Origin of the sequence: Oceanobacillus sp. J11TS1 (genome assembly GCF_018333215.1) — a bacterium.
Taxonomy (GTDB): domain Bacteria; phylum Bacillota; class Bacilli; order Bacillales; family Amphibacillaceae; genus Oceanobacillus.
On record NZ_BORO01000001.1, the window covers coordinates 1 to 13,568 of the forward strand.

At 36.1% G+C, this 13,568-nt stretch carries 14 protein-coding genes, 1 pseudogene and 1 riboswitch; of the genes and pseudogenes, 12 read left to right on the plus strand and 3 right to left on the minus strand.

Annotated features, from left to right (window positions below; genetic code table 11):
• Positions 1–364 precede the first annotated feature (364 nt).
• Positions 365–886: an HXXEE domain-containing protein gene (locus KI343_RS00005; protein WP_212924378.1), complete on the minus strand. Its 522-nt coding sequence runs from the start codon at positions 884–886 to the stop codon at positions 365–367.
• Positions 887–903: 17 nt separating this feature from the next.
• A complete protein-coding gene (locus tag KI343_RS00010; protein WP_212924379.1) occupies positions 904–1,437 on the minus strand; it encodes a hypothetical protein in 534 nt (177 codons plus the stop codon).
• Between the two features lie 91 nt (positions 1,438–1,528).
• Here KI343_RS00010 and KI343_RS00015 point away from each other — a divergent pair, with 91 nt between their 5' ends.
• The 8 genes and pseudogenes from KI343_RS00015 (at position 1,529) to KI343_RS00045 (ending at position 5,697) form a co-directional block, all read left to right on the plus strand.
• Positions 1,529–2,125: a TetR/AcrR family transcriptional regulator gene (locus tag KI343_RS00015; protein ID WP_212924380.1), complete on the plus strand. Its 597-nt coding sequence runs from the start codon at positions 1,529–1,531 to the stop codon at positions 2,123–2,125.
• A gap of 177 nt (positions 2,126–2,302) precedes the next feature.
• On the plus strand, positions 2,303–2,554 hold the full coding sequence (locus KI343_RS00020; protein WP_212924381.1) for a hypothetical protein: 252 nt from the start codon (positions 2,303–2,305) through the stop codon (positions 2,552–2,554).
• Positions 2,555–2,885: 331 nt separating this feature from the next.
• Positions 2,886–3,029, plus strand: a complete 144-nt coding sequence (locus tag KI343_RS00025) for an FbpB family small basic protein (protein WP_212924382.1) — start codon at positions 2,886–2,888, stop codon at positions 3,027–3,029.
• Positions 3,030–3,225: 196 nt separating this feature from the next.
• Positions 3,226–4,209, plus strand: coding sequence for an alpha/beta fold hydrolase (locus KI343_RS00030; RefSeq protein WP_244856625.1), 984 nt, complete (start codon positions 3,226–3,228; stop codon positions 4,207–4,209).
• Positions 4,210–4,288: 79 nt separating this feature from the next.
• A complete protein-coding gene (locus tag KI343_RS00035; RefSeq protein WP_212924383.1) occupies positions 4,289–4,642 on the plus strand; it encodes a hypothetical protein in 354 nt (117 codons plus the stop codon).
• A 69-nt stretch (positions 4,643–4,711) separates the two neighbouring features.
• Positions 4,712–4,848 (plus strand): annotated as a pseudogene (locus KI343_RS20690) (transposase); the annotation flags it as partial.
• 116 nt (positions 4,849–4,964) lie between these two features.
• Positions 4,965–5,384 (plus strand): nucleotidyltransferase substrate binding protein, encoded by a 420-nt coding sequence (locus KI343_RS00040; protein ID WP_212924384.1) that lies wholly within the window; start codon positions 4,965–4,967, stop codon positions 5,382–5,384.
• Positions 5,377–5,697 carry a nucleotidyltransferase domain-containing protein gene (locus KI343_RS00045; protein ID WP_212924385.1) on the plus strand — a complete coding sequence of 107 codons (321 nt, stop codon included), beginning with the start codon at positions 5,377–5,379 and terminating at the stop codon, positions 5,695–5,697. The genes KI343_RS00040 and KI343_RS00045 overlap by 8 nt, the downstream gene beginning before the upstream one ends.
• A gap of 494 nt (positions 5,698–6,191) precedes the next feature.
• Here KI343_RS00045 and KI343_RS00050 read toward each other — a convergent pair whose 3' ends face one another.
• Positions 6,192–7,703 (minus strand): SLC13 family permease, encoded by a 1,512-nt coding sequence (locus KI343_RS00050; RefSeq protein WP_212924386.1) that lies wholly within the window; start codon positions 7,701–7,703, stop codon positions 6,192–6,194.
• Between the two features lie 866 nt (positions 7,704–8,569).
• Here KI343_RS00050 and KI343_RS00055 point away from each other — a divergent pair.
• The 4 genes from KI343_RS00055 to KI343_RS00070 all read left to right on the plus strand — a co-directional run bounded on the left by KI343_RS00055 (position 8,570) and on the right by KI343_RS00070 (position 13,544).
• A complete protein-coding gene (locus KI343_RS00055; RefSeq protein ID WP_212924387.1) occupies positions 8,570–9,034 on the plus strand; it encodes a ClbS/DfsB family four-helix bundle protein in 465 nt (154 codons plus the stop codon).
• 721 nt (positions 9,035–9,755) lie between these two features.
• Positions 9,756–9,858: riboswitch (SAM riboswitch) on the plus strand.
• Positions 9,859–9,956: 98 nt separating this feature from the next.
• The gene (locus KI343_RS00060; protein ID WP_212924388.1) at positions 9,957–11,072 is read left to right on the plus strand and encodes a 5-methyltetrahydropteroyltriglutamate--homocysteine S-methyltransferase; all 1,116 of its coding nucleotides are present in this window, start codon (positions 9,957–9,959) and stop codon (positions 11,070–11,072) included.
• Between the two features lie 352 nt (positions 11,073–11,424).
• Positions 11,425–12,714 (plus strand): alpha/beta fold hydrolase, encoded by a 1,290-nt coding sequence (locus tag KI343_RS00065; RefSeq protein WP_212924389.1) that lies wholly within the window; start codon positions 11,425–11,427, stop codon positions 12,712–12,714.
• Positions 12,715–12,743: 29 nt separating this feature from the next.
• Positions 12,744–13,544, plus strand: a complete 801-nt coding sequence (locus tag KI343_RS00070; RefSeq protein WP_212924390.1) for a GNAT family N-acetyltransferase — start codon at positions 12,744–12,746, stop codon at positions 13,542–13,544.
• Positions 13,545–13,568 lie beyond the last annotated feature (24 nt).

Genomic DNA, 13,568 nt, shown 5'->3' on the forward strand with positions numbered 1-13,568 from the left:
ACGGGGAGTAGGTAAGAAACGAGCTAATTTTCAGACACCTTCCCCGGGTACCCGGGGAAGGTGTCTGAAAATACATCCCAATAGAGAGGATACCCTATTAATTTACACAAACTTATTGACAGTACCTATAATTTAAAAATGATGAACAAGTATACTAAAGTATTAAGGTCAATCAAAGAGAATTAATAATAGCATTAAGTATTCAATTCCAACGCTTATGGAGCAAAATAAAGCTAGAAATTTTATAAAAAGCCTACTTAAATCGACAGAATAAGAATCCATCTTTTTTCAAAATGGATTTTTTCTAGATTAACATGTTATACATAATGAAAATTATTTATTATTGAAACTATTTGACGAAAAGTTATCTTTCTAAGTGGATAACCAGTTTTTCCGCAATGGTATGACTTATAATAAACACCGGAATAAATAATACAATAACGAACAATGCATGAATACCTATTGTTAAATTCAAGATTCCGAGATGATAAAACTCCATATAAACAATAATATTGTAGGGGATAATGAGCAATAATGTTGTCCATAGTCCTGGAACATAACATTTTAGCAATAATGACTGAAGCGGGTGAGTAAAGATATTTAAAGCAAAAATGATGTTTAAACCAAAAAATAAAAAGTATTGTTCCGTGATAACTGTAACTAATATTAAGGCAGCTGCTACGATAAAAAGAAGACATACAACGATAGAAAATTGAACGGATGTCGTTGTTTTGACTTTCTCTAATTCGTTTATGGCAAAGGTTGGTATGCGTTTACGAATTTCCGGATATTTTTTATGAAACCATCTTTCTATCATGATAATTTCTTCAAAGTTATGAAGCATGAAAATGATCAAAAAAGACCAAATTAATAGATTTATATCCATTGAATTTCCTCCTTGATTTATGCTTTTTGCTTTTTGGGGACCAGTGTGTAACTAAAACTAATCATAAAATCAATAACCAAAACCCCAGACCATAACAGCATGGTACGTTGTAAGGCTTCCGTCTGCGGATTGTTGTTAATATAGAGAATAATACCTGTAAATATTATTCCCCCGATGAACCAGGCCAGAAGATGGCGATACCATTTATTGCGTTCTTTTTTAGCGTGTGCTACTCCATATTTAATTTTCACTGGTTTATTACCATTTCTAAATCGGTAATTAAAACGCTCATCTGCCCATTGAATCATCTGTGGACCAAAGGCTACACTTACGCCAATATAAATGGCAGCCATTCCATGGAAGGCAGTTGCAATAGATCCATTTTTTAAATCAAATACAGTTACTATTAGCAAGATTAGATCCACTATAGGTGTACAAATCAGTAAAAAAGCACCTAATTTCTTTTTATTCCATATGTATCGGGCTCCCAACCCAGCTAAAACAAATACCCAAAATCCAATCTCACAAGCTATAATTAACCACCCAATCAAATGAAACACATCCTTTTTATTTATTTTAGTACGACTGTATTAAAATAATAGCATGATTGTTTATTTAATACAAGTGTGCTAAAATAAATGTATGCCAAAAAAAGTTGATCATCATAAACGTAAAATTCAAATCGCAGAAACGACATGGAAAGTTATTGTGGAAGAGGGGATTGAACAAGCAACCGTAAGAAAAATTGCCCAAGCTGCCGGTCTCTCAGTTGGTGCTGTAAGACATTATTTCACATCGCAATCGGAATTGTTGCACTTTTCGATGGAGCTTGTATCAGATCGAGTCATTCAACGAGCGAAAGCAAGGAAGATGTTAAAAGATCAAGATACGTTAGAATTTGTAACAGAGGGTGTATGTCAAGTGCTGCCTATTGATGAAGAGCGTAAGATAGAAATGGAGGTGTGGTTAGCTTTTTCCGCAAAAGTGCTTGTAGATAATACGCTCCGGGAGCTTAGCAATAAAGTTTATAACGATATGCATCAAGGATTAAAGAATGTTATTTATGCATTGCAGTCATTAGATATGACAAAAGAGGGGCTTGATCCCGATATGGAGGTTCACAGACTTCATGCATTGGTTGATGGAATGGCGATGCATCATTTATTAAATCCTAATCACTTTACACATGAGAACATGACGGAGACGTTAAACTATCATCTTCATTCTCTCTTACAATAAACGCAATATGTTAATTGTTGATTCTGAAAGACACGGTTTGTAATCATTAAAATTATGTTAGTATTTTATCGTGTATTTGATCGGTATCCATATTTTCAATAAATGGAATATGATATTATAAAAAAGTAAAAAATAATGGTGAAATTTTACAATAAGTAGACGAAGGGGATAAGGAAGTTGGAAAAGAAGAAAAACGGTATTTTTATTTTCTTAGGAATTTGTATCTTAATTGCTGGTGGATTTATCGGGGGAGGACTAACCGATGTAGCAGATAGTATCAATCAGTATGAAGAAACGGATGATTCGTTTAGAATGATTGTGCAAGATGGGACTATTTATATGTATGAAACGACTTCGGGGCAGGTTTGGAGAAAAGCAGATAATTTAGATTCCAAGTGGGAAGAAGTAGAGTACTTTTGTGATGAATGAACATGTATACAACATACGAGCAATGGCAAAAGAACATAGATAAAAAATAATCAACTTATTTAGAAATATGGCACAATACCTCATAAAAAGAATCTATTTCATCTTATACAATGGATTCTTTTTATTGAATCTAATTGGGCTGCTAAAAAGAACCTTAAAAGTTTATTGGAGATTAGCTTAGTAAAGACAACTTCTAAAAGGAATCAATTAACATTGCTTGAAGATGATCTTCAAATAAAAATAATAAATAATTCAATAAATGTTCAAATAATTTAGATTAATAAGAACTAATGTAAGGTATAATAAAGGTATAGAGAGAGGAGGATACACTTTGCGACCAAAAACTTTAAATTTTGAACAGCTTGTCGATTTGAACAGGCAAGAGTTACTGAACGATGAAAAAAGAATTTCACAAATAGAAGAGAAGCTAGAAAAGAAACAAGAAGCTTTTTCATTGGGTCATAAAAAGAATTAACCGTATTAGTAAGGAAACCCTTACTAATACGGTTTTTAATGTGTGTAAATAAGTGTTGCGTAGGAAAATGCTGACAAATATACAATAGTATCCAATAAGCCTCAAGACTTACCTTTAAATATTCCTAAGGTTCATTCCTGAAAATTCACTAAAACAGTAAGATAGAATAAAAATAGAAAGAAGGACATAAGAAGTAATGGAAAAGACGAAAAAGACATTTAGACTGTGGAAGGTTTTAAGGAATATTTTCTTAATGATCGTTGCTGCATTTGTTATTTGGTTCCTTTTTAGCAACGTCATGGCTGCATTTGAACAAAAAAAGTACCCGCCAATTGGAGAATTGGTTGAAGTGGAAGGGAAGGATATGCATATTTATATCAAAGGGGAAGGAGATAATACGATTGTGTTAATGAGCGGGCTTGGGACAGCAGCGCCAGCACTGGATTTTGAACCTTTGTTAAATGAATTAGCAAAGAACAATAAGGTAGTCGTGATTGAAGGTTTTGGCTATGGCTGGAGTGATTTAACCGAGAAGGAACGAACAGTGGAAAATATCGTTGAGGAAATAAGGACTGCTCTAAAGAAATCGAATATCCATGGTCCCTATATATTGATGCCTCATTCTGTTTCGGGGATCTATAGTATGTATTTTGCCAATGTATATCCAGAGGAGGTTAAAGCTGTCATAGGGATTGACCCTACATTGCCAAAGGCACTAGCATATTTTGATGAAACTGCTCCTGCAATGCCCGAGTATATGAGCTATTTAGCACCAACTGGATTGGCAAGATTAGCATTATATATTAGCTCTGAATATTTTTTACCAATTGCTGCTGACGGTACATATTCTGAAGAAAACGTAAAAATGACCAAGGCTATCTCAGCTTGGAAGGTTTATAACAAAAATATTGTTGCCGAAGCCAATGAGATAGAAAATAATATTGAGAAAACAGCAGAGACGACATTTCCAAGGGATATGCCTGTTTTACTTTTTACCCGGAAAGAAGATAAGGAAACGGAGGATGGTAAAAATATGCTGACTTTTTATGAAACACAGGTAACGGATTCTCCTGCCAGTAAAATTGTTACCTTAGAGGGGCATCATTATCTGCATTGGACACGTTATCAGGAAATAAGCAAGGAAGTTCGTGCGTTTATTGAGATGTTGGCAGGCGATTAATCATGTAAATGGGAAAGTTTTCTTCCTTCTTCATATGTTATAGTAAAAAATGATATATTTTACCAGAAGGGAAGATTTGATGATAAAAAGGACTATTTTCATGATTTTAGGTCTTGTCATTGCCTATTATGTTCTTATAAATTACATTCTTTATTCCACTTCTTCTTTTGGCAGCTTTGAAGTGGTCGACAAACAAAAATCAAATGATAAATTCGAGTTAATTGTGGAATTAATAGACGAAGACAAGGAACAAAAAATTGAAATAAATGACAAAACACAGATTATTTATGGTGAGAAGTACTATAATTTTACGGAAGATGTTTTTGAAAATATTACAACCCATTCAAACTACCAGATGAGTATAGAGAAATTTCGATTTCCTACATCTCTCTTTAAAGGAGAGTATCGTTTAAAACTTATGTACTTAGATTAATGAAAGTGAGCTTCTGTATTATAAAGTTTACAGAGGGAATAAATCTGGATTTTATACTGTATAAGGTGTGGCAGTGGTAATCTCAAGCCAGAAGATAAAGAAATGCGGGACCTTCAAAAACGATTACGTTAGCTAGAAGAGGAAAATGATATTTTAAATAGGGTTATGGGCATCTTTGCAATAAAACAGAAGTAATCAAGGTCTTCCAGAGCATCAACTATCCAAAGACTAATTACAGATTTGCCCATATAGCGTACACATTATAGTAAAATATATAACAATAAGCTTGTTGCGTTTAATTATATAGGGGGAGGAATAATTTATGTCGGCAAGAAAGACCCTGCAGAGCTTAACTAACTTGGAGAAAGCTAACGGAAGACTAGAAGAGGCTCTAAATGAAGGTGTTAAGAATAGTTTGTTTATTGATGGGGCAATCCAACGCTTTGAGTTTACATTTGAGCTTTATTGGAAAACGTTAAAACGAATGCTTGAAGAAGAAGGTATTGAAGCAAAAACCCCCAGAGAGACATTAAAGCAAGCATATGCAGTAGATTGGATTGAAAATGAACAATCTTGGTTGCGGATGCTCCGTGATAGATATGAAACCTCCCGTATATACGATCAAGAGAAGGCAAGACATATTTATGAAAATATTGTTGGTTACTTCCCTGAGATGAAGGAGACCTTTAAGTTTCTAAAAGAAAAGTATACAGAAAGAGGGAGTGAATCTATCGATGATTGAGCAAAAAATAAAAGATCAATTATCTAACGTTGGTCACCGTATAAATACAATTAATAAAATCATTCTTTTTGGCTCAAGGTCTGTTGGTGATCATACGCCAAAATCGGATATTGATTTAGCATTTGTTGCTCCAAATATGACGAAGGAAGAATGGGTGGAATTAACGTTTGCTTTAGAAGAGGAATTAGATACATTGCTATTTTTGGATTTGATTAAGTATGAAGATGCTCCGGAGGATTTAAAAGATGAGATTATGAAAAACGGCAAGGTGATTTATTCGGGAGGGGCAGTTTTTGATAGGGAGACCTCTTAGAAGCATATACACTTAGTTAGATAAAGAAAATCTTAACATATAGCCGCAGTGTATATGGCGATTTCTAAACCGATAGATACTGCGTTTTTTAACGTATATGAAATATTATTTGTAAGAGTGCAGCAGGTTAAATGGAAACGTATTTAGGTCTGTGATACTATACTTATCTGTAGAGATATGGTGAGGATAATATGAATGCTATTCATCCAGGTTATATCGATACAGAAATGGCAGACTACGGGCAGAGCAGTAAGGGAAAACGAACGAAAAAGTTGGTGAAACCTATCCGCTTGGCCGTTTAGGTAAACAGGCAGAAATAGATCACTTCGATTTAGTTTCGTTACTCAAGAGGAAGAGATTGAGATAGAACTAGCCAAAAAAACCTTATAACTGATTCCAATCATCGAAATTAGATGATCGGAATTAGTTTATTTTGGTTTATTACCATTATTTGTTGACTGATTTGCATTTGGAGTGGTGTGTTTTCCGTTACCTTACAAGTTGAAGACGATTGGCATCCAGAAGTAGACTGCAACAGTAATAACTACAACAGATATGAGGTTCAGCCATACACCAGCTTTAGCCATGTCTGAAACTTCTAAATATCCAGCGCTGAACACTGCTGTGTTCGGCGGAGTCGCAACAGGAAGCATATAACAAGATCCGGCAGATAATGCTGCGGCTGCCATAAGTGGAAGTGGATCAATTCCAATAGCAATCCCAAGACCGACAGTCAGCGGTAATAGTAAATTCGATACGGCTGTATTTGAAAGAACTTCGGTAATACTGAGTACAAATATCACAAGTAACAGTAAAACAAAGATATATTGCATCCCTTGAAGCATCTGCAGCACCTCTCCGATTGAATCATTCAATCCTGATTCACTAAATGCTGCTGCGATAGACATACCGCCCCCGAAAAGAATGAGAATACCCCAGGGTAACTCCTTCATGTCATTCCATTCAAGTATCCGTTCGGCTTGTCTTGAGCTGGGCAGAAAGAATAAGAGTGCAGCTCCAAAGACAGAAATGGTCGCATCATCAAGGTTATCAAAGAATGTACCAATATTTTCAGGTATGAATCCGATGAGGGAAACAAATGGAGATATAATCCATAACATGACAGTAATCAAAAAGACAATTCCAACCTTTATTTCATCGTAAGTAAGTTTACCGAGTTTATCTAATTCTTCTTTAACAAAACTTAATGCGTCATCGGTTTTTTCTGAGACATTAATTTTGAATTGTATCTTTGTAAGATAAAAATATAAGATAACTAATAAGATAATTGCAATTGGTCCAGCAAAGAACAGCCACTCAGCAAAGGTAACTGTTCGATCAAGCTGTGAAGATGCAATTCCCGCCAACAGGGCGTTCGGAACCGAGGATACTAACGTCGCAAGACCACCAATTGTTGCAGCATATGCTACAGCAAGTAATATGCCTTTCGAAAAATATTGAACGTTTTGTCCTTTAAGTATTTCTTTGTTCTTCACTTCATCGATCAGTGCAATAGCAACTGGCAACATCATTAAAGCTGTTGCTGCATTGGAAACGAACATCGAGATTCCTGCTGTGGCGATCAAGATGCCTAGTATCATCCGGTTGCTTTTTGTTCCAATCATTTTAATAACATTGAGTGCGATACGTCGATGAAGATTCCACTTTTGTATGGCCAGGGCAATGACAAAGCCGCCTCCGTACATAAATATAACTGAACTGCCGTAAGCGGGTGCTACTGTATCGATATCTGCACCGTGAAAAGCAGGAAACAGTACAAGTGGCAACACGGACGTTGCAGCCATTGGGATAGGTTCTGTGACCCAGAAAGTCGCGACTAAAAGTGTTACTCCCAAAACTATTTTTGGTTCGTGTAGTAAAACGCTTTCGGGAATAAGAAAATAAACGAGTACAAACAATATCGGTCCTAGAATGAGTCCAACCCAGTTGCGTATTGTATAATGGGGCTTATTTTCTTGATTCTCAGTATTTTCTTTGGATTCCATAATACTTTCCCCTCCGAATTATGTACAAATTGATTGTCTCATTTTTTATATAAATCTTGTATCTGAATTTTTTTAGTTTGACAAATATCGAACCTACTGATCGAGCTTCAACATTTATATCATTACCTGTTAGTGGACTTACTCTTAATGAAAGAAAATATGCATAATCACTCCAAATCCGCAGCGGTTAAAAAAATAAATTGTTTGCAGGTTTTTCTTGTAGTACTATTCCCGGCAGATTCATCCATAAAACTAGATTGTTGATCACTAATTGAGTCTGGTCTAAATAATTATTATGATCAGTGTCTAAGGCAAAAAGAAGATTAGCATCTTTATAACTATCTTGTTGCTCTAGCTTATACAAATTAACAGAGGGGGAATCCGATATCATAACCCCCTATTCTATTTGAATATAATTTTGAAAAATGTTGGGTGCATAAACCGCTATAGAAATGTCCTATTAGAATGATAGGTTGTAACGTTTTCAGTAGACCTTTTTGTATTTGCGTATTAACTGTACCTGTCTCAAACGATAATACATGATAATTTGATAGTTTATTCAAGTGCAAAGGTAAATTCTTTCCGTTCATAAATAACGTCCACTGCATTGATATAGAAACCTTTGGCAGAGCATCAAGGTAAAAGTTAGCACAAAAAGTAGCCTTTATTTTGTAGAAGATTGTATGGAGTTAACAAGTCTTCAATCGCCATTGCAGAAAATATTGATTCAAAAATGTATTTAACTATATAGGCTATGAATTTAAATTGGAGTGATTTTTATTTGCATTATTAGCTGAGTTCTTTCTGAAAATTAACTTAATAAATTGAAAACCTGTGCTAAAATATAGAAAAAAGGAGGCAATATAATGACGGAGAAGAACGGGAAAGAATTTCTATTAGCGGAGAGCGAACAGAAATTTAAAACGTTATTTGAAATTATTGAATCCATACCGCCTAGAAAAAGAAGTATTACGGTTGAGACAGAAGAAAGAGATAAAAACTTTCGAGATATATTAATGCATCTGTATGAGTGGCATACGATGCTTGAGAGATGGTACAGAGAAGGAATGGATGGAGATACGCCTTTTATGCCTGCACCGGGTTATATGTGGAGAACGATCCAGCAGCTTAATATGCGAATTTGGGAAAATTACCAGGATGTAACCATTAATCAAGCTATGAAAAAATTGAAGTTAAGCCACGAACGGGTAATGAAGTTAATCCAATCACATACTGATGAAGAAATCATGACTAAAAAATATTATAAGTGGACAAAGACAAGTAATTTATATAGTTATTTTGCAGCGAATACTTCCAAACATTACATATGAGCAATAAAAAAATGTGAGGTTATTGCGAGGACTATTAAAGAAGGGGATCTGTAAAGTAGGACTTTTTAAGTGATAAAGAAATTAAAAGCTAGGAAATATTAAAGGTCATTTGAACTGACCTGAGTTTTGGAAAGCTCAAATATATGTTTCCAACAAGGACAATAAATAAATTAACCGAACGAGCTCGTCTCAATACCTAATGATTTGTCTAATCCTTTTTATCTTGTTATATCATTATAGTAGATGTTTCTTTAGGGGGAAGGGAATGATGGGATTTTTCATAAATAAAAACACCCCAGCCCTGCAGATGGTAGCGGGGAAATGGTGTTCAAGAGTTGCTCCAGCCCTGCAAGTGGTAACGGGGAAGGAGTGCGCTCTTTAACCTAATATTATTGTAATATGCATTACATACAACGTCAAGATAGATTAATCTAAGGGGGGTGGAATACGTAGAATACGAGATTTATTTTTTGATGAATCAAATAAGCTAGATCAACCAAATGGAAAATATTTGTATTATGGAGCGTTGGATCTGACGATAAAACGATTACTGAAATGAGTATATCGGCTTTTAATTCATGGAGATAATCTGAATAAGTTTCATCGTGTCATTAAGTTGCATAGGTGGGAGAAGGGAATGAACACTCAAATAAACCATCTCTTGACGAATGCATTACTTCCGTGTAGAGTTATCTTATAAGTATTCGTACAATTCCATATATTCTTATCAAGAAAGGTGGAGGGACTGGCCCGTTGAAACCTTAGCAGCAGACGATTATTCGTACTGTGCTAATTCCAGAAGCATGTTTGCTTGAAGATAAGAAGAGACCGTTTATCCTATTGAACCTCTTCTATTTTCGGAAGGGGTTTTTTAAATGGATAATAAAATTAATTTAGCAAATCAAGAGAGAAGGGGTATTTGATGACAGTATCAATAGAAACAAAAAATACACGTGCTCCATTCAGAGCAGATCATGTGGGGAGCTTTCTCCGTCCTATGCGTTTAAAAGATGCGCGTGCACAAAAGGCAAAAGGGGAGATCAGCGCTGAACAATTGCGCCAGATTGAAGATGAGGAAATTATCAAACTGGTAGAGCAGCAGAAAGCGGCAGGACTTCAATCTGTGACGGACGGGGAATTCCGCCGTGCCTGGTGGCATTTTGATTTTCTGGAAGGTCTAGATGGAGTGGAAGGTTATAACGCTGAGCAGGGCTTGCAGTTCACTGGCGTGGAAACCAAAAAACGGGGAATTAAGGTGACTGGTAAAATTGGCTTCAGCAATCATTATATGATAGAACATTACAAGTTTCTTCATAGTATTGCTGGAGACGCCGTTGCGAAATTTGCTATTCCAAGTCCAAATATGCTCTTTTTCCGTGCAGATTTTGAAGAAGGCATTTATGAAAGCGATGAAGCGATTATTGAGGACTTGGTTGCTGCTTATCAAGGCGTAATTCAAGCATTATATGATGAAGGATGCCGCTACTTGCAGCTAGATGATACATCCTGGGCAACTTTTTTCTCAGAGAAAGGTAGAAATTCGCTCATTGAAAAAGGAAGAGATCCAGAGAAAACTGCGGAGCTATGTGCAAGAGCAATCAATGAATCCATTGCAAACAGACCGGATAATATGCTGGTAACGATGCATATTTGCCGGGGGAATTTCCAATCTACCTATATGTCAAGCGGCGGTTACGAAGCTGTTTCAAAAACAATTTTTGGCGATTTGCAGGTAGATGGCCTTTTCTTAGAATTTGATGATGAACGTTCCGGCGGGTTTGAACCGTTGCGTCATGTGAACCGAGATGATTTATATATTGTACTAGGCCTAATAACATCTAAATTCAGTGAGCTGGAAGATATAGAAGCTATTAAAGCCAGAATTGCAGAAGCAGCGAACTATGTACCGTTGAACCAGCTGTGCCTAAGCCCTCAATGCGGGTTCGCTTCCACAGAGGAAGGGAATTTGCTGACGGAGGCAGAGCAATGGGAAAAAATCCGTCATGTTGTTCGAATTGCTGAAGACGTGTGGAACTAAATCTTATATAAGAATAGGGATTTGGAGAGTGATGAACTTTTCGAATCTCTTTTTTCTTTCAAATCTTTTCAATAAAAATAGATTTGTTTAAACAGCATGTGATAGTCGCGCATATTAATCATAAACGGAGACAGACATGGATATAATTTTTTGATATATTAGAAATATAGAATAATAACTGGCTTTTTACATGAATAATCACCGTGGAAGGGGATAGGAAAGAACTAGAATAAATACACATAACAGGGCATTAAAAAAGAAGGACATCACTGTGAAAATAGGGCTTGCATAGTTTGATATACGTTAACGAAGAAATACAGTCTACTATCATACGATTTTATTGGAGGATTTTATGTCGCCTAAATTACAAGTCAGTTCCATCGATTCCTATATTGACGAGACAGTTAGTATAAAGGTAATTGGATACCGCGCCAATGAGAAAGTGATCATACATGCAACTACATATGATGAAGAACAAAAGAAGTTTTGTTCATATGCGACGTTTATTGCAGATCATGAAGGGGTTGTTGATGTTTCATCCCAAAAGCCTTTGGAAGGCACTTATAATAAAGCAGATGCTTCAGGTTTGTTTTGGTCTATGGAACATACAGCTTCTAAATGGGGAGATTACTATGAGAAGAGCAGTCCGGAATCAGTTTCGATTACGTTAATGTTGAAAGTAAATGGGGAAGAGAAAGATTCCGTAACAATTAACCGATATTTTTATAAGGAGGGCGTCACCAAGGAAGCAGTTCAGCAAAATCAAATTAAAGGGACACTATTTCATCCGGAAGAGAGGGGAAGCTATCCTGCTGTTATAATTTTAAGTGGATCAGATGGCGGAATGCAGGAGCATGCAGCGGCTTTATTAGCTTCTAAAGGATATACAGTACTTGCTCTGGCTTATTTTGGTATGGAAGGATTGCCAGAAAATCTGGAGGAAATTCCATTAGAATATTTTCAACAAGCAACGAAATGGTTGAAAAATCACGACTATGCGAATGGAGAAGTAAGCTTAATTGGCTATTCAAGAGGCGGAGAACTTGCCTTGCTTCTAGGAGCAACGTTTGATGACTACCAATGTGTGATTGCAGGTGCACCAAGCGCTTATGTAACACCAGGAATGAAAAATGGCATTTTTGCCCCTGTAACATCATGGGTTTTCAATCAGGAAGCTTTACCTGCCCTGAAGTTTAAATACCCTCTTTCTATGATATTCTCCACGGTAAAGAATTGGCTAATAAAAAAGCCGATATCCTTTTCAGCTATATGGGATAATACATTGAAAAAGCAAGAGAAAACAACAGAAGCCAGAATTCCGGTGGAAAATATTCAGGCTCCTGTCATGTTTATTTCTGGAGGCGATGATCAGTTATGGCCGTCCAGCCGTTATGTAAAAATGATGGAAAATATGCTTGATAATACAAAGAGGCCATATCAAGACCGTTATTTATATTATGAAAAAGCGGGCCATTTTTTAGCTTTTCCTTATAGTTTTGTGCATCTGCCTGCCAATGTCGTCATGCAGGTGGGCGGAGGGATGACAATGACTTTTGGTGGCTCGAAATCAGCGAATGCAGAAGCAGCAAAGGATTCCTGGGATAAAATACAGGAATTTCTTGCTGAGAATAATAGAAAATAATAATTTTAAAGTCTATTGGAGGAGAGGGAATGATACGAAAGTTGACAAAAGCGGACCACGCCAAAGTAATGGAGCTGGTAGAACCTAAAGCCGCAGAGAACTTATTTATTATCGGCGATATTGAGGCATTTGGCTATGATTCAGACGTTCAAGAAGTATGGGGGCAATGGAAACAGGATAATCTAATTGCAGTTCTTCTGCGCTATCGCGAAAATTTCATTGTTTATAGTGAAGGGGATTATGATGTAAAAGGGTTTGCGGAGATTATTAATAAGTACAAACAACGATGTAATCTAAGTGGTCTAAAGCATCTGATTAATCCATTGCTAAAATATATTGATAAAATCATTCGTGTACATAAGGAAACATACTACGCTGCTTGTGAGGAATTACGTTATCCAGTTAATCCAGAGCGATTAGAACAGGTTGAATATCTGAAAGCTTCTGATTACGAAGAGAATATTAAAATGCTTCAGTCCATTCCTGAATTTTCATCAAGTAATTTAACAAAAGAATCGAGAGAAGATGCGGAGAAAAATAAGACAGGACGCACCTATTTTATCCGTGATGAAAATGGAACCATGGTAGCATCAGCATCAACAACTGCGGAGAATTCCCAATCGGCGATGATTGTCGGCGTAGGGACCAGACCAGGATATGAACGGCAAGGATACGCTACAAAATGTATGGAGAAATTATGCACTGACTTATTGGCAGAAGGGAAATCGCTATGCCTTTTCTATGACAATCCGGCAGCTGGAAATATTTATAAAAGGTTAGGCTTTGAAGATATTGGTATGTGGACAATGATTCGTTATGAAGCTGAGTAAGTTTCTATTTTAATCAGAATAGGA

What these genes read in the sequence shown, in the direction of transcription:
- KI343_RS00055 (WP_212924387.1), top strand. Translation starts at nt 8,570, where the DNA reads ATGACGGAGAAGAACGGGAAAGAATTTCTATTAGCGGAGAGCGAACAG.
- KI343_RS00060 (WP_212924388.1), top strand. Translation starts at nt 9,957, where the DNA reads ATGACAGTATCAATAGAAACAAAAAATACACGTGCTCCATTCAGAGCA.
- KI343_RS00030 (WP_244856625.1), top strand. Translation starts at nt 3,226, where the DNA reads ATGGAAAAGACGAAAAAGACATTTAGACTGTGGAAGGTTTTAAGGAAT.
- KI343_RS00050 (WP_212924386.1), bottom strand. Translation starts at nt 7,703, where the DNA reads ATGGAATCCAAAGAAAATACTGAGAATCAAGAAAATAAGCCCCATTAT.
- KI343_RS00065 (WP_212924389.1), top strand. Translation starts at nt 11,425, where the DNA reads ATGTCGCCTAAATTACAAGTCAGTTCCATCGATTCCTATATTGACGAG.
- KI343_RS00070 (WP_212924390.1), top strand. Translation starts at nt 12,744, where the DNA reads ATGATACGAAAGTTGACAAAAGCGGACCACGCCAAAGTAATGGAGCTG.
- KI343_RS00045 (WP_212924385.1), top strand. Translation starts at nt 5,377, where the DNA reads ATGATTGAGCAAAAAATAAAAGATCAATTATCTAACGTTGGTCACCGT.
- KI343_RS00035 (WP_212924383.1), top strand. Translation starts at nt 4,289, where the DNA reads ATGATAAAAAGGACTATTTTCATGATTTTAGGTCTTGTCATTGCCTAT.
- KI343_RS00015 (WP_212924380.1), top strand. Translation starts at nt 1,529, where the DNA reads ATGCCAAAAAAAGTTGATCATCATAAACGTAAAATTCAAATCGCAGAA.
- KI343_RS00040 (WP_212924384.1), top strand. Translation starts at nt 4,965, where the DNA reads ATGTCGGCAAGAAAGACCCTGCAGAGCTTAACTAACTTGGAGAAAGCT.
- KI343_RS00005 (WP_212924378.1), bottom strand. Translation starts at nt 886, where the DNA reads ATGGATATAAATCTATTAATTTGGTCTTTTTTGATCATTTTCATGCTT.